This window comes from Shinella oryzae (assembly GCF_023038235.1).
GTDB lineage: Bacteria > Pseudomonadota > Alphaproteobacteria > Rhizobiales > Rhizobiaceae > Shinella > Shinella sumterensis.
Window position 1 is genome coordinate 2,053,246 of the sequence record NZ_CP081987.1, and the last position, 18,480, is coordinate 2,071,725.

An 18,480-nucleotide genomic window follows, 5' to 3' on the forward strand; every position below is an offset into this window, starting at 1 on the left:
GATGAAAAGAACGGACTAACCGATTCCCGCGATTCAGGAAAACGGCTTAACCCGCCAGTTCCTCCGCGCGGCTGCGCGCCGCTGCAATCGCCTTGTCGAACAGCGGCTGCATGCCGTCGTCTGCCATGAGCACCGAAAGGGCAGCAGCCGTGGTGCCGCCCGGCGAGGTCACGTTCTGGCGCAGGCGGCTGGCGTCGTCGGGGGACTGGTGAAGCAGTTCACCAGCCCCCGCGACCGTTTCCCGTGCGAGGCGCATGGCGAGGTCCGCCGGCAGGCCCGCCTTGCGGCCTGCCTCTGCCATGCACTCGACGAGATAAAAGACATAAGCCGGGCCGCTGCCCGAAACCGCCGTGACGGCGTCGATATCGCCCTCGCTGGCGACCCATTCGACCGGGCCGCTGACCTTGAGCAGGGCATGCACGAAATCACGCTGCGCATCGGTCACGCGCGCATTGGCATAAGCACCTGTCACGCCGCGGCCGATCATGGCCGGCGTGTTCGGCATGGCGCGCACGGTGGCGGCCTCGCCGAGATGGCTTTCGAGATTGGCGATGGTCTTGCCGGCGGCCACGGAGACGATGACCGTCTCGGGGCCAACCAATTCCTTGAGCGGCGGCAGCACCTGATCGATGACCTGCGGCTTGACCGCGACGAAGATGACGCCGGCCTTGACGCCCTCGGGGGCCGCGGTCTCGTGGCGCACGCCGTTATCGGCAATCAGCTTGGCCATGGCCGGCTGCGGGCCGGGATCGATGACGATGACCGACGCGCCAGAAATACCGCTCTTCAGCCAGCCGGCGAGCATCGCGCCGCCCATATTGCCGGCGCCGATGAGAACGATCGGTCCGCTCGCGGCCACGCTCATGATCAGGCCTCCCCGACCGTCTCGAACAGCACGGCGTCGACGGCGGACTGGGCATCCATGCCCGACCACACGACAAACTGGAAGGCCTGGAAATAGGCTTCGCAGGATTCGAGCGCGCTGGAGAGCAGCACCTCGACCTGCTGGTTGGTCGGCTCCGCGCCGCCGGCAAGCAGCAGCGACTGGCGGAAGATCACCACGTCCTCGCGGCGCCAGAGGTCGAAATGCCCCATCAGCACCTGTCCGTTGACATGGGAGAGGAGGCACATGACCTCGTTGACCCGGCTCTCGGGAACCTTGATGTCGAAGGCGCAGGCCAGGTGCAGCGCCTCGAATTCCTCCATCCAGGAGAAGGAGACGTGGTAGTCCGTCCACTTGCCTTCGACGGTCATCGCGATCTCGTCTTCGCCCGACCGCTCGAACGTCCAGTCGTTGTTCGCCGCGACGAATTCGATCATGTCGACCGGGTTGGACTGGCGCCCGATATCCAATTCCATAAGGCTCATGCGTCACCTTCAAGGCCGGCAGGCATGCATCATCGCGCTCACACACACGACGCGGCAAACCTTACTCCGGATACAACACTGAATGATTGCTAGGCACTGCACGCAGACTGGACGACTTACCCTGTCCGAAGCTTGCGCCGCCCGTTTCGAATCATCATTTAAAATCAGTGTATAACGGCGGAGTCACGACGCCAGCCCCTGAGCACCTGTTTTCCCCGGACGGTTGTGGAAAGCGGCTCCGAAAAAGATTCAGGTCGAGCGCTTAAGAGACTCTGCCAAAAGGGCTTTTCGCAAGTGTCCACAGGGGTAAAAATTTTATTAAAAAAAACGGTTGGCGCGATGTGAATCACGCCAACCGAGTCCGTGCTGTCGAAACCTGTCGCGAAACGGTTCAGTTGCCCGCGTTGAGGCGCGCTTCCAGGGCTTCGAGCCGCTTCAAAAGTGCGTCGTTTTCATCGCGCGCCTTGATGGCCATTTCGCGCACCGCCTCGAACTCCTCACGCTTGACGAGGTCGAGCCCGTTGATGAAGCGTTCGGCCTGCGCGCGGAACATCGTTTCGGCTTCCTTGCGAACGCCCTGGGCGGCTCCCGCGGCATCGGTCATCAGCTTGGCGAAATCGTCGAAAATGCGGTTCGCACCGGTGGTCATGGGCCTTCCCTCCTCGGGTGTCGATGGTTGCGGCAGGCGCTCACGCCCGCATTCTGTCCTTGAGGTAGGGTCTTGGACCGCCGCTTGCAAGCGGATTCCGGTGGATCGTCCTGTCAGGGACATGCCGGGCGCCGGCAATCGCCATTTCCCGCCTTGACCCTGCCGCAACGCCTCGCCATCTTCCGCCCGAAACGAGGACGTTCCACGCTTGACCAATATCGCGCAGCTCTTTGCCATCATGCCCTATCCCGAAATCGACCCGATCGCCTTCTCAATCGGCCCGGTCGACGTGCACTGGTACGGCATCGCCTATGTCGCGGGCATCATGCTGGGCTGGCTTTACGCCCGCAGGCTGATCGAAACGCCGCGCCTGTGGGCCGGCGAAGCGCCGATCACCCGTGTCCAGCTCGACGACTTCCTCGTCTGGGCCGCCGTCGGCATCATTCTGGGCGGGCGCATCGGCTATATCGTGTTCTACGATTTCCCGAATGTCGCGGCCGACCCTCTGCGCGCCCTTCAGGTGTGGAAAGGCGGCATGTCGTTCCATGGCGGCTTCGCCGGCACGACGCTTGCCATGATCCTCTTCGCATGGCGTCACAAGATCCCGCTGTGGAGCCTGTTCGATATCGTCGCCGCCGTCGTGCCGATTGGCCTGTTCTTCGGCCGCATCGCCAACTTCGTCAACGGCGAGCTCTGGGGGCGGCTGTCGGATGCGCCCTGGGCGGTGATCTTCCCGGAAGCCGGCCCCTTCGCCCGCCATCCGAGCCAGCTTTACGAAGCCGGGCTCGAGGGCATCGTGCTACTGACCGTGATCGCCGTTGCAATCTATCGCTTCGGCGCGCTGAAGCGGCCGGGCCTCGTGACCGGCATCTTCGTCGCGGGCTACGCGCTGTCGCGCATCACGGTCGAATTCTTCCGCGAGCCGGATCCGCAACTCGGTTATCTCTTCGGCGGCTGGCTGACCATGGGCATGGTGCTGTCGCTGCCCATGCTGGCGCTCGGCATCTGGGCCATCCTGCGTGCGCGCCCGGCCGAACCGGCCAGCGCCTGAACGGATCAACACCATGCCGACACCGCTCGCCCGCAAGATCAAGGCGCTGATCCACACCAACGGTCCGATCAGCATCACGGACTATTTCGCGCTGTGCCTCGCCGACCCGGACTATGGCTATTATCGCACCCGGGACCCGTTCGGCCGCGCCGGCGATTTCGTCACCGCGCCTGAAATCAGCCAGCTCTTCGGCGAAATGCTGGGTATCTTCCTTGTGCATGCCTGGCAGAAGCATGGCGGGCCGGAGCGGGTGCGCATCGCCGAGATCGGCCCCGGCCGCGGCACCATGATGTCCGACATGCTGCGCGTCGTCGCCAAGCTGGCGCCGCAACTCTACGAGAGCGCAACCTTCCACCTCGTGGAAACGAGCCCCAGGCTGCGCGAAATCCAGCAGGAGACGCTCGGGCTTCATGCCGGCCGCGTCAGCTGGCACGACAGTTTCGAGGAGTTGCCCGACGGCTTCGTTCTGCTCGCGGCCAACGAGCTGTTCGACGCCATTCCCATCCGCCAGTTCGTCAAGACGCCCACCGGCTTCCGTGAACGCCTGGTCGGGCTCGATGCCGAAGACGAACTCACCTTCGCCGCTGGCGTCGCGGGCATCGACCCCGCGCTGCTGCCGGACAATCACAAGACGGTCGCGAACGGCACGATCTTCGAGATCGCCCCGGCGCGCGAAGCGGTGATGGCGACGATCGGCGAGCGCATCGCGCGCTTCGGCGGCACCGCCCTCATCATCGACTACGGTCATTTCGTCAGCGGGTTCGGCGATACGCTTCAGGCGGTCCTCAAGCACGATTTCGATCCGCCGCTTGCCCATCCCGGCGAGGCGGACCTGACGAGCCACGTGGACTTCGAGCGTCTGGCAGCTGCCGCGGCAGCCTCCGGTCTCCACATTCACGGCATGTTGCACCAGGGGGATTTCCTCGTCGGCCTGGGCATCGGCGAGCGCGCCTCCGCGCTCGGGCGCAATCGCGACGAGGCGGCGCAACAGCAGATTCTGAACGATGTTGCCCGTCTCGCCGGTTCCGGTGCAGGCCGAATGGGCGATCTTTTCAAAGTCCTGGCGGTCGGCAGCGAACCGCTTGCACTGTTTCCGTTCCGCCAGCCGGATTGACACGCCGGCCTCGGGCGGACAACATCCCGCCCGATTTGCACCCCGCATGCCCCGGCCGAGTTCCTTGCCTGGCGGCCCCTCCAAGCCCAGCCGAGAGACCATGAAGGACCAAGCGCTTCCCTCCCCGATCCAGAGCCCGCTGATCGCCGAACGCGCCGGAGACCTGGTGCGCCACGGCTTCTTCACGCGCGCCGGCGGCGTCTCGGAAGGCATCTATCGCGGCCTCAATGTCGGCCTCGGCTCGAACGACGCGCGAGAAAACGTCCAGGAGAATCGCGCCCGTGTCGCCCGCTGGTTCGGCGTCGAACCGGACCGGCTCGCGACGGTGCACCAGATCCACTCGCCGGATGTCGTGACCGTCGATGCCGGCTATGACGGCAGCCGCCCGCAAGCGGATGCGCTCGTCACGGCCACGCCCGGCGTCGTGCTCGGCGTTCTCGCGGCCGATTGCGGCCCGATCCTGTTCTGCGATCCGGAGGCCCGCATCGTGGGTGCGGCGCATGCGGGCTGGAAGGGCGCGCTCTTCGGCGTGCTGGAGAACACCATCGCCGCCATGGAGGCGCTCGGTGCACGCCGTGAGGCCATCGTCGCCAGCCTCGGCCCCTCGATCGGCCGGCAGAATTACGAGGTCGGCCCGGAATTCGTGGAGCGTTTCCTGGCCGTCGATCCGGCTTACGGCCGCTACTTCACGCCTTCGGAGAAACCCGGCCACAGCATGTTCGACCTGCCGGCCTTCACCACGCAGCGCCTCAACGACGCCGGCGTGACGGCCGAAAATCTCGACATCTGCACCTATCCCGATGAAGATCGCTTCTTCTCCTATCGGCGCACCACGCACCGGCAGGAGCCCGATTACGGCCGCCAGATTTCGGCGATCATGATCGCGGGCTGAAGCGCAAACAACAGACGAAGACGAGGGAGACACCGCCATGGCACTTCACTTCGACAGCGAGGAATACGCCAACCGGCTCCAGCGGCTCACCGCCCGCATGCGGGAGGACAAGCTCGACGCCGTCCTGCTTTTTGCGCAGGAGAGCATGTACTGGCTGACGGGCTATGATACCTTCGGCTACTGCTTCTTCCAGACGCTCGTCGTGAAGGCCGATGGCAGCATGGTGCTGCTCACGCGCTCGGCCGACCTGCGCCAGGCCCGCCACACCTCCAATATCGAAAAGATCGAGATCTGGGTCGACCGCGTCAATGCGGACCCGACGATGGACCTGAAGAACCTGCTTTCGGACCTCGACCTGCTCGGCTGCCGCATCGGCATCGAATACGATACGCACGGGCTGACGGGCCGCAACACCCGCCTGCTCGACAACCAGCTCCAGAGCTTCGGCGAGATCGTCGATGCGTCCGGCCTCGTCAGCCGCCTGCGGCTCATCAAGAGCCCGGCGGAGATCGCCTATGTCGAGCGCGCCGCGGCCCTGTCCGACGATGCGCTCGATGCCGCGCGCCCGCTGATCGCCGCCGGCGCCGACGAAGCGGCGATCCTCGCTGCACTGCAGAATGCCGTGCTGACCGGCGGCGGCGATTATGCCGCCAATGAATTCGTCATCGGCTCGGGCGCCGACGCCCTGCTCTGCCGGTCGAAATCCGGCCGGCGCCGGCTGGATGCGCAGGATCAGCTGACGCTGGAATGGTCCGGTGTGAGCGCACGCTATCATGCGCCGATGATGCGCACGGCCATCGTCGGCGAGCCGACCAGCCGCCACCGCGAGCTCTACAGCGCCTGCCGCGAGGCCTTGCAGGCGATGGAAATGGTGCTTCGGCCCGGCAACACGTTCGGCACGGTCTTCGAGACCTTCACCCGGCTCATCGACGAGCGCGGCCTTGCGCGCCACCGGCTCAACACGTGCGGTTATTCCGTCGGCGCGCGTTTTGCCCCTTCGTGGATGGACCATCAGTCCTTCCTGCTCGGCAATCCGCAGGAGATCGAGCCGAACATGTCGCTGTTCGTGCACACGCTGCTGTTCGATTCCGACAGCTGCACCGCGATGACGCTCGGCCAGACATACCTGACGACGACCGACACGCCAAAAGCCTTGTCGCGCTACGGGCTCGACTTCATCGAGGTCTGACGGGGTTTTCACCGGCAACATCCTGTAATTGACAGGGCCCGGAGCCATCCCGCATAACTCGATGCGGGGAACGGAGGGCACCACCTCCGCAGGACACGGACGATGACGATGCAGAAGCTGAACAAGCGGCTGGCACTGATCGGCCTCATGGCAATCCTGGCCGGCTGCAACAGCACCGATGCGCTGATCCCGCGCGCCGATGTCGGGGGAAATTTCAATTCGCCGCCGGTCACCCAGAGCGACCTCGACCGGATGAGCGCCGATACCGGTCCGGTGGCAGGCACGTCCGCGGAAACAGCTTTCGCCTCGCCGGGCGTCGGCGGCGGCTCGACCGGCGCGGATACGGCCGGCACCCTTCAGGGCCAGGCCGATGCGCTTGCGCGCAACCAGGGCGGCGCAAGCGTCTCGACGACGGAAGCGGAACTGAGCCGCACGGCCGCGCAGCGTTCGCTTGCGGCGGAGACATCCGAAGGCGCGGAAGAGCTTGCGGCGCTTCCGCCGGCCAAGGCCGCGGGCGGCGAGACGATCCGTTTCCTGCCGATCATCGGTGCGCCGGTGCAGGCCGTGACGCCGCTCTCCAAACGGCTGGGGGCCGAAGCCCGCTCGAGCGGGCTGACGATCCGCAGCGCCTCCGACACTTCGGCAAACCATATCCTCAAGGGCTATTTCTCGGCGATGAACGACGCCGGCAAGACCACCGTCATCTATGTCTGGGACGTGCTGGACGGCTCCGGCGCGCGGCTGCATCGCATCCAGGGCCAGGAAAGCGTCGATGGCACGGAATCCGATCCCTGGGCGGCTGTCCCCCCGCGGACGATGGAGGCCATCGCGCAGAAAACCATTCGCCAGTATCTCGACTGGCGCGACGCCGCGCCCGGTTAAGACCCTCGAAACGGTAAATCACAGCGAAATGCGAAGAATCGCTTTTTCGAGCCCCTTGGGGCCTTGCATTCGCAGTTTTTGCCGCTTAAAGGCCCCCCATCAGCAGAATAACAGGCGGACCATAAATGAAGGTTTTCGCGGGCAATTCGAACCGGCTTCTGGCCGAAGCGATCTGCAATTATCTGAATGTTCCGCTTGGCCGCGCCACGGTCAGACGCTTCGCAGACCAGGAAATCTTCGTTGAAATCCAGGAGAATGTACGCGGCGAGGACGTCTTCGTCGTCCAGTCCACGTCCTTCCCGACCAACGACCACCTGATGGAACTGCTGATCATGATCGATGCCATGCGCCGCTCCTCGGCGCGCCGCATCACGGCCGTGATCCCCTATTTCGGCTATGCCCGCCAGGACCGCAAGCCGGGTCCGCGCACGCCGATCTCCGCCAAGCTCGTCGCCAACCTGATCACCGAAGCCGGCGCCGACCGCGTGCTCACGCTGGACCTGCATGCCGGCCAGATCCAGGGCTTCTTCGATATCCCGACCGACAACCTCTACGCCGTGCCGATCCTGGCGCGCGACGTGAAGGAAAACTACAATCTCGAAAACGTCATGGTCGTCTCGCCCGACGTCGGCGGCGTGGTGCGCGCGCGTGCGCTCGCCAAGCGGCTCGATTGCCAGCTGGCGATCGTCGACAAGCGCCGCGAGCGCGCCGGTGAGTCCGAGGTCATGAACGTCATCGGCGACGTGACCGGCAAGGACTGTCTGCTGATCGACGATATCGTCGATTCCGGCGGCACGCTCTGCAACGCGGCCGAAGCGCTGCTGAAGAACGGTGCGACCAGCGTCACCGCCTATATCACGCATGGCGTGCTCTCGGGCGGCGCGGTTGCCCGCGTCACCTCGTCGAAGCTCAAGGAGCTCGTGATCACCGACTCGATCCAGCCGACCACGGCCGTGCAGTCCGCGCACAATATCCGCGTCATCTCGACCGCCAACCTGCTTGGCGAGGCGATCAACCGCACGAGCGCGGAAGAATCCGTTTCCAGCCTCTTCGACTGATACGGCTCCCCTCTCTCCTTCAGGCCTGCGCACCGGCATCCGGTTGCGCGGGCCTTTGCGTCTCCGGCGTCTTTGCGCGCAGAACCCGATTTTGCGTCCGCCGAATCTGCGCTAGGTTCCATCAGTCTCACAGGAGGAGTCCATGACCGTGACGTCGCCTTTCCTTCGCCGGCTTGCCGGACGCATTGCCATTCTTCTTGCGGCCGGCACGCTCGCAGCCTGCCAGGTCGACGTCGATCAGGGCGGCGGGGGTTACCGCCCCGGCCCGCAGGCCTGCACGCGGGAGTACCGCCCGGTCTGCGGCGCACGCGGCGGCGATCTCCAGACCTTCGCCAATGCCTGCGAGGCACGCGAAAGCGGCTACCGTGTCGCCGGCCCCGGCGAGTGCCGTCGCGAAGGCGGCCGTCCGGAGCCCTATCCCGATCCGGATCGTGCCTGCACGCGCGAATATGCGCCGGTCTGCGGCGCGCGGGGACGCGATCGCCAGACCTTCGCCAACGCCTGCGAGGCGCGCAAGAGCGGCTATGACATCATGGGCCGCGGCGAGTGCCAGTTCGGCCGGCCGGGCGACCAGTGGGGCGACGGCGGCGGACGCGACCGCCCGGGCCGTGACCGTGACAACGACTGGAGCGGTGGCAATGTCGGCGGCGGCAGCGGCGGCGGCCAGCGCATGTGCACGATGGAATACAACCCGGTCTGCGCCCAGCGCGGCCGCGACCTGAAGACCTTCGGCAATTCCTGCTCGGCCGATGCCGCCGGCTATCGCGTGGTCCGGCCCGGCGAATGCCAGGCTTACTGATCACGGCCTGAGGCGACAGACAGCACGCCCCGCCCGCAAGGCGGGGCTTTTTCGCGCTCAGCGCGGCGGCAGCGGGCAGGCCTCGCCACCGCCGAACAGGCGCGAGCGGGTGAGGAAGCGTTTCTCCCGTCCGTTATCGAGCGAGAATATGCCGCCGCGGCCGGGCACGACATCGATGATGAGCTGCGTGTGCTTCCACACGTCGAACTGGCTCTCGCTGATATAGACCGGCACGCCGCCGATTTCCCCGAGCTTCACGTCACGGTCGCCGACGATGTAATCGTCCGCCGGATAGCACATGGGAGACGAACCGTCGCAGCAGCCGCCCGACTGGTGGAAGAGGATATCGGGATAATCCGCCTGGATTTCCCGGATGAGCGCAAGCGCCGCATCGGTCGCGACGACCCGCGGCTCGGTCATGGCTTCTGGCATGTCTGGCATCGCAGCCTCCCGAAACAGGTTTCCCTCCCTCCGGAAACCCGGAGAGAGGGAGGAGGCAGGTCACGGAGAAAGCGCCCTGCCCTGCGGTTGCCTTCCCCGGGGGGTAGGAGAAGGCCGGCGTCGGCTCAGAAGAAGCCAAGCGCCTTGGGAGAATAGCTGACCAGCATGTTCTTGGTCTGCTGGTAGTGGTCGAGCATCATCTTGTGCGTCTCGCGGCCGATGCCCGACTGCTTGTAGCCGCCGAATGCGGCATGCGCCGGATAGGCGTGGTAGCAGTTGGTCCACACGCGGCCCGCCTGGATGTCACGGCCGAAATGGTAGCAACGGTTGGCATCGCGGCTCCACACGCCGGCGCCGAGGCCGTAGAGCGTGTCGTTGGCGATGGCGAGCGCGTCCGCATCGTCCTTGAAGGTCGTGACCGATACGACCGGCCCGAAGATTTCCTCCTGGAAGATGCGCATCTTGTTGTTGCCGCGGAAGACGGTCGGCTTGACGTAGTAGCCGCCGGCCAGATCGCCGCCGAGATCGTTGCGGCCGCCGCCGGTCAGCACTTCCGCGCCTTCCTGCCGGCCGATGTCGATATAGGACAGGATCTTTTCCAGCTGCTCGGACGACGCCTGCGCGCCGATCATCGTCGCCGTGTCGAGCGGATTGCCCTGCACGATCTTCTCGACGCGCTTGATGGCTTTTTCCATGAAGCGGTCGTAGATCTTTTCATGCACGAGCGCGCGGCTCGGGCAGGTGCAGACTTCGCCCTGGTTGAGCGCGAACATCGCAAAGCCTTCCAGCGCCTTGTCGAGATAGTCGTCGTCCTCGTTCATCACATCGGCGAAGAAGATGTTCGGCGACTTGCCGCCCAGTTCCAGCGTGACCGGAATGAGGTTCTGGCTGGCATATTGCATGATCAGGCGGCCGGTCGTCGTCTCGCCGGTAAAGGCAATCTTGGCGATGCGCGGGTTGGAGGCGAGCGGCTTGCCGGCCTCCAGGCCGAAGCCGTTGACGATGTTGAGCACGCCGGCCGGCAGGAGATCGCCGATCAGCTCGGCCCAGACGAGGATCGAGGACGGCGTCTGCTCGGCGGGCTTCAGCACCACGCAGTTGCCCGCGGCAAGCGCCGGCGCAAGCTTCCAGGCGGCCATCAGGATCGGGAAGTTCCAGGGAATGATCTGGCCGACGACGCCGAGCGGCTCGTGGAAGTGATAGGCGATCGTATCGTGGTCGACTTCGCCGATCGTGCCTTCCTGCGCGCGCACACACGAGGCGAAATAGCGGAAGTGGTCGATGGCGAGCGGAATGTCGGCGGCCATCGTTTCACGCAACGGCTTGCCGTTGTCCCAGGTCTCGGCGCGGGCAAGCAGATCCAGGTTGTCCTCCATGCGCTGCGCGATCTTCATCAGGATATTGGCGCGCTCCGTCGAAGAGGTGCGGCCCCACTTGTCCTTGACGGCGTGGGCGGCGTCGAGCGCCAGCTCGATATCGGCAGCGTCCGAGCGGGCGACCTCGCAGAGCTTGCCGCCGGTGATCGGCGTGATGTTGTCGAAGTAGCGGCCCGCGACGGGCTCCTTCCACTCACCACCGATGAAGTTGCCGTACTTCGCCTTGTACGGATTCTCGACGATCTTCTGATGCAGCATTGTCATTCCTCCCATGAAGGGCCCGGATGGGCCGTGGGAGGAATGGTGCGGTGCTTTGCCCTTTCGCGATAGGTCGACGGCGCCGATGGCCGGCGCGACTGTTTCAGAATTGAGACAGGGCAATGCGACAGGCTGTGCTGCGCCGCAGCATCAGTTGATCGAGAGCTTCTTCATCTTCCGGTAGAGCGTCGCCCGGCTGATTCCAAGCAGGTCGGCCGCATGGCTGACATTGCCGCCGGCACGCGTCAGCACGCGGCGTAGCGCCGCGCGCTCGGCATCGTCGAGGTCCCGGCCCTCCTCCACGCGATCCTCTTTCAGAAGGTCGGAGGCGGCAATGCCGGTGGCGATGCGCCGGTCGTCGAGCCCCAGCACCTGGCGGGCCGCGCGTGTCGCGCCGAGCACCAGATCGTCCCGGTCGACGGCCAGGAGCGCCGGCGAGGCCCTGCCCTCCACGGGCACGAGCAGGATGCGGGCTGCGGAGAAGGCCCGCCGGAACAGCCCGGCCTCGATGCGTGCGGCGGCATCGCGTACGGCCTGCGAGAGGATCGACATGGTCATCTCGTTGGCGTCGTCGCGGCAGGTGGAAATATCGATGGCGGCCGCAATGCGGCCCGTATGGTCGCGGATCGGCGCCGTGGTGCAGGAAAGCCGGGTGTTCTGCGACAGGAAATGCTGGTCGCGCAGGATGAGGACCGCGCGCTCGTCGGCAAGGGCGGTGCCGATGCCGTTGGTTCCGACGCTCGCCTCGCTCCACACCGTACCCGACCAGAGGCCGACGCCGCGGAAATCGCGGTCGTCCCCGGCGGCGCCGCGGCGTTCCAGCGCAATGCCGTTCTCGTCGGTCAGGAGCAGGCAGCAGCCGGCCTTGCCGACGGTGGCGAACAGGCGGTCGATTTCGCCGCGCGCTTCCTCGATAAGATCGCTGGAGCGCGACCGGGCCTGCCGGAACTCGCTCTCCGTCAGCCGCCACGGCACGCGCGCCTCTTCCGGCGACAGCCCATGCAGCGTCAGGCAACGCCGCCAGGACGCCGCAACGGGTGAATTCGCAGCCGCCGAGGCATGAGCCACCACGGTCTGGACATGATCCGCGTGATCGAAACGCACAGGCATCGGCTCTCCTCCCGAAAGCTTCCGACCGACCGTCGCACTGGAATACAATGCCGCGAACTATAGAACCGTTTGCAGCGAAAGGTCCAGCGGAACGAAGGTTCAACACGGATATGGGCAGCGGGGAGCCGCACAACAAGGCTGTTTCCAACCGTCCCGCCGCCTGTTACCAGTGCATATCCTTTTCCAGCATCGATCCTGCCATGTTTCGCGATTTTTCCGCCCAAGCCCTTTTCATGGGTCTACTCACTGCCTTTGTCGGTTTCGCCAGTTCCTTCGCCGTCGTTTTGCATGGTCTCATCGGGGTCGGCGCCACCGAGGCGCAAGCCGCCTCCGGCCTGATGGCGCTCTCCGTCTCGATGGGCCTGTGCGCCATCGTGCTCAGCGTCGCGACGAAGCTGCCCGTATCCATTGCCTGGTCGACGCCCGGCGCTGCATTGCTCGCGACGTCAGGCGCCATCGAAGGCGGTTTCTCGACGGCGGTGGGCGGCTTCATCATCTGTGCGTTGCTGATCGTCATCGCCGGCCTGTGGAAGCCACTCGGCCGCATGGTCGCCGCCATTCCCGCGACGCTCGCCAATGCGATGCTGGCGGGCGTGCTGATCGGCCTGTGCTTCGCCCCGGTGAAAGCCATCGCCTTCGATCCGCTGCTCGGCCTGCCGATCGTGTTCGCCTGGGCGATCGTCGGCAGCATCAACCGGCTTTACGCCGTGCCGGCCGCACTCGTCGCCTTCATCGCGGTGCTGGCCTTCGGCGTCGACATCCCGGACGGCGCCTTGAGCGGCCTTGCCGCATCGCTTCTGCCGAAGCCCGAACTCGTCGCGCCATCCTTCACCATGGCCGGGCTGGTCGGCATCGCCCTGCCGCTCTTCATCGTCACCATGGCCTCGCAGAACATTCCGGGCATCGCCGTGCTGAAGGTCAACGGCTACGAGCCGAAACCCGGGCCGCTCTTTGCCGTGACGGGCGCGTTCTCGCTGCTTTCCGCGCCCTTCGGCGGCCATGCCGTCAATCTGGCCGCCATCACCGCTGCCATGTGCGCGGGCAGCGATGCACACCCGGACCCGGCGAAACGCTACTGGGCGGCGATCAATGCCGGTGCCTTCTATGTGATCTTCGGGCTGGCGGCCGGTGCGGTCACGGCCTTCGTCGCGCTGGCCCCGCCGATCCTCATCCAGGCCGTCGCCGGCCTTGCGCTGATCAGCGCCTTTGCCGCTTCCGCGCTCAACGCCTTCCGCGAGCCGGAGGGTCGCGAAGCCGCGGCGGTGACGTTCCTCGTCACCGCCTCAGGCGTTTCTTTCCTCGGCATTTCCGGCGCCTTCTGGGGCCTGCTGGCGGGTGGGCTGATGCTCGGCCTCGCCCATCTCATGGCCCTGCGCCGGCGTTGATTACGGCTGGAACGGCAACGGGCGGCCGTTGATCAGCACCTTGCCGTCCTCGCCGACCGTGACATCCCAGGCCTGTGCCCCGTCGCCCGCATCGCGCGCCAGGCCCTTCATCATCAGGAGCCCGAAGGAGGCCTGGCCGAATTCCGGAACGATCGCCGCATTCTTCTGGAGGTAGGCAACCGTCTCGTCGAACTTGCGCATCGTCAGCGTCAGGTCGGCCTTGCGGCGGTCCTTGTCCTCGATATGGACCTGCATCGTCCCGGTGAGGCGCACGTCATAGATCGGCGAAACAGCCGAGACATCCTCGAGCTCGAACGTCATCATGCCGTCCGGCAGCACGATGCGGCCGAGTTCGGCATTTTGCTCAGGGGTGAACGGCTCCTTCTTGGAGAAGTCGCCATGGTCGAGCATGTAGGTGACGGCGCCGGCAAGGTCGAGATTGGCGACGGCCATCTTGAAGGTCGCGTGTTCCGGCACCGCGCTCTCGAAGGCCGCGGGCACCACACCGGCGGGAAGCCGCGGCTTATCGATATCGATGCCGAAGCCGACACGCGTGGAATGGGCGACGCCATTCATGTCGATGTTATAGACGAGACCATCGGCGCCGAAATTTCCCTTGTCCGTGCCGATGGCAACATTGGAAGCGTGGATCGTCTCTTTCAGATTGTCGAAGACCGGAAGGGAATCGCGAAGGAGCTGCTTGAGACGCGCGGTTTCAGGCGGGTCGAGCTGAGGCTTGTCGATGTTGTCGAGGATGAAGAAGACAATGTCCTGCACCGTCTTGTAGCGTGCACCGTCCATGCTGACGTCGATATCCACCTTGTCGGCGCTGATATCCACCTTGCCGGAATCCTTGCTGGTGATGGTCTCCGCAAAGGCCTGCATGACGCCCTTCGTGGAAATGTCGAGCGTGTCGGCACTCTTCTTCTCCGCGGCGATCGACATCACCGACTGGCCGAAGGTCGCCGAAACGCTTTCCTTGGGCGTGACGCTGGAGAAGGCGATCTTGTTGGCCGACCAGTCGGCCGAGGTAAAGTACAGGATCTCCGGGTCATAGATCCCGTCGAGCTTCATGGAGTCGAGCACGTAGGAAAAGGACATGGGGTCCGCCGGCGTGTCGATCGTGCCCTTGATGTCGAGGCTGTCATTCGACTCGATGCGGTAGGTCCCCTCGGGCATCGGCCGCAGATGGGAAACCATCGGCTTCAGGCCTTCGACATTGAGCGCTCCGTCCTTCGCCTTTGCCAAAAGCGGTGCGGGATCGAAGCGCAATTCATAGAAAGACGTCGCGGCCCGGACCGTGACCATGCCGGCATCGACCAGGTCCTTCGGCAGGTAATGCGTCAGGCGCTTCTGGATGTTTGCGGCCTCGGACACCGAAACCTCCTGGGCATGGACCGTGCCGGCACAAACGAGCGCAACAGCGGCCGAAGCCATCAGGGTCTGTCTTATCATCATGGTCTCCTTGCCAAAAACGAACTGGGCGGAACTTCCATATACTGCGGGGATGTGTCAATCCGGTCGCGGCCTTGCATTTCCGGGGATTCTCGTTTATCGAGCCCCGTCCGCGTAGACACCCTTGGAGGCAACGCGGATGAGGCTTTCACGAAATCCTCAAGTTTTGCGCGGCCGGCGAAGACGCCTGCCGGGGAAAACTCTCCAGTAACACATGAAAGGTTTTGCCATGAGCAACGATACCTACGAGCTTAAGGCCGAAACGCGCGAACGGGTTGGTAAGGGGTCCTCCCGTGAACTTCGCCGCAACGGTCTCATTCCGGCAGTCATCTATGGTGAGAAGCAGGCCCCCCTCGCTATCGCCATCTCCACGAAGGACGTCACCCAGCGCATCTACGCCGGCGGCTTCAAGACGACCGTCGCCACGATCGACGTCAACGGCGAGAAGATCAAGGTTCTCCCGAAGGACTACCAGCTCGATCCGGTCCGCGACTTCACCATGCATGTCGACTTCCTGCGCGTCTCGGGCAACACCCACGTCGTCGTTGAAGTTCCGGTTCACTTCATCAACGAAGAGAAGTCCCCGGGCATCAAGGCTGGCGGCGTCCTGAACATCGTTCGCCACGCTGTCGAGCTGCATGCTCTGGCCGGCGACATTCCGGATTCGCTGACGGCAGACCTCACCGGCCTCAAGGTCGGCGACGGCATCCACATCTCCAACATCAAGCTGCCGAAGGGCACGAGCCCGGTCATCACCGACCGTGACTTCACGATCGCGACGATCGCTGTCCCGGCTGCCGGCGTTGAAGAAGAAGAAGCAGTGGAAGCGACCGAGGAATAAGCTTTTCTCGAAAGCAGCCTCTAATAGAAAACCCCGTCTCCCCAGGAGGCGGGGTTTTTCTTTGGCTCAAACATCTGGCAAGTTTGAATTATCGGCACTTTTACGGACGGATATTTCAGCAACCTTTAAGTTTTTGGTGAAACGCTGATCGGCATGACGAAAGCCAAAGACATAACGGGCGGGCTTCGCGGACCGGCGGGGGAGCAACCGGCATGAAGATGCATTCGGTGGAGAGCCGGTTCATTGCCATCGTTATCGGTGCGCTCCTGGTTTTCGTCGCACCGCTTTTCGTCCTCTTTCTCATCCTGTCGTCCGACCGCGTCGCCCGCGAACGAACGGAAAGCACCGAAGCCCTGCTCAGGGCCAATGTCGAAACACTCGGAAAGCCGGTGTGGGATTTCGATCTCGACAGCGTTGCCCAGATCGTCGCATCCCTGGAAGGCAATGCCGACATCAGCTTCGTGCGCGTGCGCGACACCGCCGAGATGATCGACATCAGCCGGCCGGCGGACCGACCCGCCATCGAGGACGCCCGCTCCGTCGTCAATGCGGACATCCTCTACCGGGCCAGCGACGGCATCAAGAAGGTCGGCACGGCGGAAATCTGGCTGGAAAAGCAGGGCCTGCTTTCCCGCTTCAGCAAGGACGAGATGGCGATCTTCGCCATCTTCTTCTTCGCCGTCGCGACGCTCTTCACCGCCGCCATCATCGGCAACCGGATCACCATCATACGCCCGCTCATGCGCCTGACGGCGGCAATCGAGGCGACGCGCCGCCTGGGCTCGCGCCATCATGTCGACTGGACCTCGAAGGACGAGATGGGCGCGCTCGCGCATAACTTCAACGAGATGCAGAGCCAGCTCGAACGCGAGGAGGCCGAGCTGAAGCTTGCCCACGCACGGACGACGGAAATCTACAATCTCACCCCGGCCATGCTGTTCTCCATCGATGCGACAGGCCGCATCACCGCCGTGAGCGACTATTGGCTGACGGCCACCGGTTATACCCGCGACGATGTGATCGGCCGCGCCTTCACTGATTTTCTCGTAGAGGATTGCCGCGACACCTATAACCATCGCCATCTCGCGCAGACGGAAGGGAATGGCATCTGCGAGGTCACCCTGCGCTTCCGGCGCGCCGACGGCAGCGTGATCGACGTTCTCATCCTAGAAACGGACATGGCGACAGGCGACGAACGGCCGTCGCTGTCGCTTTCCGTCATGACCGATGTGACCAGTCTCAAGGACGCCGAAAACCGCAACCACCGGCAGGCCATCACGGACCATCTGACGGGCCTGCTCAACCGCCAGGGCTTCGAACTCGTACTGGACGACCTGATCGGCGATGCCGACAGGCTGGGCCAGCAACTCGCCTGCATCTTCATCGATCTCGACCGCTTCAAGTGGATCAACGACAATCTCGGCCATGCGACCGGCGATGCGGTGCTGCGCGAAATGGCGGAGCGCCTGCGGGGCCAGTTGCACGGCAACGACGTCATCGCCCGCCTCGGCGGCGACGAGTTCGCCATCCTGCTCTGCGCGCCCGACGCCTGCCGGCTCGCCACCGAGATCAGCGAGGGGCTGGTCGAGGGCATGCGCGCGCCGCTCATCATCAACGGCGCGGAGCTGAATGTCAGCGCGAGCGTCGGCATCGCCGTCTACCCCGATCACGCCACGACGGCCGCCTGCCTCCTGCAGAAGTCGGACATGGCCATGTATGCCCGCAAGCGCGGCGGCAAGAACGGCGTCCAGCTCTTCGACAACGACATGGTGGATATCGCCCGCAAGCGGCTGGAAACAGAACAGTTCATCGAACAGGGCCTGCGCGAGGACTGGTTCGACGCTTACCTCCAGCCCATCGTCGCGCTGTCGGACGGGCGCGTCGCCGGTTTCGAGGCGCTGATGCGCCTTAACCATCCCGAACGCGGCCTGCTCTCCCCGGCCGACATCATCGGCATCGCCGAGGAAAACGGCTCGATCGGCCGTATCGGTGACTGCATTCTTTCCAGGGCCATTGCCCATCTGTCCGCCATCTCGAAGCTGGAAGGACTGGGCGAAAGCTATCTCGCGGTGAACTTCTCTCCGCTGCAGTTCGAAACGGCCCTGCCCTCGCGCGTCGCAGCGCTCCTGATGGAGGCCGGCCTCCCACCCTCGCGCATCGTCGTCGAAATCACCGAGGCCGTGCTGATGCTCGACAATCCCGTCGTGCGCTCCGTGCTTGATGCGCTCTCCAGCCTGGGTTGCCGCATCGCGCTCGACGATTTCGGCACGGGCTTCTCGTCGCTCAGCTACCTCAACCGCTTCCCGGTCGACATCGTGAAGATCGACCAGTCCTTCACCAGGTCGCTGACAAGCGAGCAGCAGGACGTGCGCCGCAAGAGCCGCATGCTCGTGGAGGGCATCCGCACCATATCGCACCAGATGGGCTGCGCCGTCGTCGCCGAGGGCATCGAGACCGAGGAGCAGTGGTCCATGCTCCAGGCCATGAATGTCGAGTTCGGCCAGGGCTACCTTTTCAGCCGCCCCTTGCCGATCGAAGCGCTTCTCGCCAAACTGGACGAACTGCCGCCATCGGACGCACACACGCAAAAAGTGGCCTCCTGAGGAACCAGC

General features: G+C 64.5%; 17 protein-coding genes. 10 read left to right on the top strand and 7 right to left on the bottom strand.

Annotated elements, in window-relative coordinates:
* Positions 1–46: 46 nt before the first annotated feature.
* The 3 genes from proC to K6301_RS10110 all read right to left on the bottom strand — a co-directional run bounded on the left by proC (position 47) and on the right by K6301_RS10110 (position 2,017).
* Positions 47–865, bottom strand: a complete 819-nt coding sequence (gene proC, locus K6301_RS10100) for a pyrroline-5-carboxylate reductase (protein WP_247216598.1) — start codon at positions 863–865, stop codon at positions 47–49.
* A 2-nt stretch (positions 866–867) separates the two neighbouring features.
* Positions 868–1,368, bottom strand: coding sequence for a type III secretion system chaperone family protein (locus K6301_RS10105; protein WP_134647073.1), 501 nt, complete (start codon positions 1,366–1,368; stop codon positions 868–870).
* A 391-nt stretch (positions 1,369–1,759) separates the two neighbouring features.
* Entirely contained in the window at positions 1,760–2,017 is a 258-nt protein-coding gene (locus K6301_RS10110) for an accessory factor UbiK family protein (RefSeq protein WP_247216600.1), read from the bottom strand.
* A gap of 238 nt (positions 2,018–2,255) precedes the next feature.
* Between K6301_RS10110 and lgt the strand changes: the two genes are divergently transcribed.
* The 7 genes from lgt to K6301_RS10145 all read left to right on the top strand — a co-directional run bounded on the left by lgt (position 2,256) and on the right by K6301_RS10145 (position 9,002).
* Positions 2,256–3,068 carry a prolipoprotein diacylglyceryl transferase gene (gene lgt, locus K6301_RS10115; RefSeq protein ID WP_425475394.1) on the top strand — a complete coding sequence of 271 codons (813 nt, stop codon included), beginning with the start codon at positions 2,256–2,258 and terminating at the stop codon, positions 3,066–3,068.
* A 13-nt stretch (positions 3,069–3,081) separates the two neighbouring features.
* A complete protein-coding gene (locus K6301_RS10120; RefSeq protein ID WP_134647069.1) occupies positions 3,082–4,182 on the top strand; it encodes a class I SAM-dependent methyltransferase in 1,101 nt (366 codons plus the stop codon).
* Between the two features lie 100 nt (positions 4,183–4,282).
* The gene (pgeF, locus tag K6301_RS10125) at positions 4,283–5,074 is read left to right on the top strand and encodes a peptidoglycan editing factor PgeF (protein WP_247216604.1); all 792 of its coding nucleotides are present in this window, start codon (positions 4,283–4,285) and stop codon (positions 5,072–5,074) included.
* Positions 5,075–5,111: 37 nt separating this feature from the next.
* Positions 5,112–6,263, top strand: a complete 1,152-nt coding sequence (locus K6301_RS10130) for a M24 family metallopeptidase (protein WP_247216606.1) — start codon at positions 5,112–5,114, stop codon at positions 6,261–6,263.
* A gap of 108 nt (positions 6,264–6,371) precedes the next feature.
* Positions 6,372–7,145, top strand: a complete 774-nt coding sequence (locus K6301_RS10135; RefSeq protein WP_247220575.1) for a hypothetical protein — start codon at positions 6,372–6,374, stop codon at positions 7,143–7,145.
* 125 nt (positions 7,146–7,270) lie between these two features.
* Positions 7,271–8,203, top strand: coding sequence for a ribose-phosphate pyrophosphokinase (locus K6301_RS10140; RefSeq protein WP_134647063.1), 933 nt, complete (start codon positions 7,271–7,273; stop codon positions 8,201–8,203).
* 142 nt (positions 8,204–8,345) lie between these two features.
* Complete coding sequence (locus tag K6301_RS10145; protein ID WP_247216608.1) at positions 8,346–9,002, top strand: Kazal-type serine protease inhibitor domain-containing protein; 657 nt, start codon at positions 8,346–8,348, stop codon at positions 9,000–9,002.
* Positions 9,003–9,059: 57 nt separating this feature from the next.
* On the opposite strand, the gene K6301_RS10150 is transcribed toward K6301_RS10145, so the two are convergent.
* The 3 genes from K6301_RS10150 to K6301_RS10160 form a co-directional block, all read right to left on the bottom strand.
* A complete protein-coding gene (locus K6301_RS10150; RefSeq protein WP_247220576.1) occupies positions 9,060–9,434 on the bottom strand; it encodes a DUF779 domain-containing protein in 375 nt (124 codons plus the stop codon).
* A gap of 134 nt (positions 9,435–9,568) precedes the next feature.
* Positions 9,569–11,077, bottom strand: a complete 1,509-nt coding sequence (adh, locus tag K6301_RS10155) for an aldehyde dehydrogenase (protein ID WP_134647059.1) — start codon at positions 11,075–11,077, stop codon at positions 9,569–9,571.
* Positions 11,078–11,227: 150 nt separating this feature from the next.
* Positions 11,228–12,187, bottom strand: coding sequence for a helix-turn-helix domain-containing protein (locus K6301_RS10160; protein WP_134647057.1), 960 nt, complete (start codon positions 12,185–12,187; stop codon positions 11,228–11,230).
* A 200-nt stretch (positions 12,188–12,387) separates the two neighbouring features.
* On the opposite strand from K6301_RS10160, the gene K6301_RS10165 reads away from it, so the two are divergent.
* A complete protein-coding gene (locus K6301_RS10165; RefSeq protein WP_247216610.1) occupies positions 12,388–13,572 on the top strand; it encodes a benzoate/H(+) symporter BenE family transporter in 1,185 nt (394 codons plus the stop codon).
* On the opposite strand, the gene K6301_RS10170 is transcribed toward K6301_RS10165, so the two are convergent.
* A complete protein-coding gene (locus K6301_RS10170) occupies positions 13,573–15,027 on the bottom strand; it encodes a hypothetical protein (protein WP_247216612.1) in 1,455 nt (484 codons plus the stop codon).
* Positions 15,028–15,256: 229 nt separating this feature from the next.
* Here K6301_RS10170 and K6301_RS10175 point away from each other — a divergent pair, with 229 nt between their 5' ends.
* Positions 15,257–15,868 carry a 50S ribosomal protein L25/general stress protein Ctc gene (locus K6301_RS10175; protein ID WP_247216614.1) on the top strand — a complete coding sequence of 204 codons (612 nt, stop codon included), beginning with the start codon at positions 15,257–15,259 and terminating at the stop codon, positions 15,866–15,868.
* Between the two features lie 218 nt (positions 15,869–16,086).
* The gene (locus K6301_RS10180; protein WP_247220577.1) at positions 16,087–18,471 is read left to right on the top strand and encodes a putative bifunctional diguanylate cyclase/phosphodiesterase; all 2,385 of its coding nucleotides are present in this window, start codon (positions 16,087–16,089) and stop codon (positions 18,469–18,471) included.
* Positions 18,472–18,480 lie beyond the last annotated feature (9 nt).

Bases quoted from the DNA above. Each gene is read 5' to 3' on its own strand.
- lgt (WP_425475394.1), top strand. From the start codon at position 2,256: ATGCCCTATCCCGAAATCGACCCGATCGCCTTCTCAATCGGCCCGGTC.
- K6301_RS10130 (WP_247216606.1), top strand. From the start codon at position 5,112: ATGGCACTTCACTTCGACAGCGAGGAATACGCCAACCGGCTCCAGCGG.
- K6301_RS10160 (WP_134647057.1), bottom strand. From the start codon at position 12,187: ATGCCTGTGCGTTTCGATCACGCGGATCATGTCCAGACCGTGGTGGCT.
- K6301_RS10150 (WP_247220576.1), bottom strand. From the start codon at position 9,434: ATGCCAGAAGCCATGACCGAGCCGCGGGTCGTCGCGACCGATGCGGCG.
- K6301_RS10110 (WP_247216600.1), bottom strand. From the start codon at position 2,017: ATGACCACCGGTGCGAACCGCATTTTCGACGATTTCGCCAAGCTGATG.
- K6301_RS10105 (WP_134647073.1), bottom strand. From the start codon at position 1,368: ATGAGCCTTATGGAATTGGATATCGGGCGCCAGTCCAACCCGGTCGAC.
- K6301_RS10175 (WP_247216614.1), top strand. From the start codon at position 15,257: ATGAGCAACGATACCTACGAGCTTAAGGCCGAAACGCGCGAACGGGTT.
- K6301_RS10135 (WP_247220575.1), top strand. From the start codon at position 6,372: ATGCAGAAGCTGAACAAGCGGCTGGCACTGATCGGCCTCATGGCAATC.
- pgeF (WP_247216604.1), top strand. From the start codon at position 4,283: ATGAAGGACCAAGCGCTTCCCTCCCCGATCCAGAGCCCGCTGATCGCC.
- K6301_RS10165 (WP_247216610.1), top strand. From the start codon at position 12,388: ATGTTTCGCGATTTTTCCGCCCAAGCCCTTTTCATGGGTCTACTCACT.
- adh (WP_134647059.1), bottom strand. From the start codon at position 11,077: ATGCTGCATCAGAAGATCGTCGAGAATCCGTACAAGGCGAAGTACGGC.
- K6301_RS10140 (WP_134647063.1), top strand. From the start codon at position 7,271: ATGAAGGTTTTCGCGGGCAATTCGAACCGGCTTCTGGCCGAAGCGATC.
- K6301_RS10180 (WP_247220577.1), top strand. From the start codon at position 16,087: ATGCATTCGGTGGAGAGCCGGTTCATTGCCATCGTTATCGGTGCGCTC.
- K6301_RS10145 (WP_247216608.1), top strand. From the start codon at position 8,346: ATGACCGTGACGTCGCCTTTCCTTCGCCGGCTTGCCGGACGCATTGCC.
- proC (WP_247216598.1), bottom strand. From the start codon at position 865: ATGAGCGTGGCCGCGAGCGGACCGATCGTTCTCATCGGCGCCGGCAAT.
- K6301_RS10120 (WP_134647069.1), top strand. From the start codon at position 3,082: ATGCCGACACCGCTCGCCCGCAAGATCAAGGCGCTGATCCACACCAAC.
- K6301_RS10170 (WP_247216612.1), bottom strand. From the start codon at position 15,027: ATGATAAGACAGACCCTGATGGCTTCGGCCGCTGTTGCGCTCGTTTGT.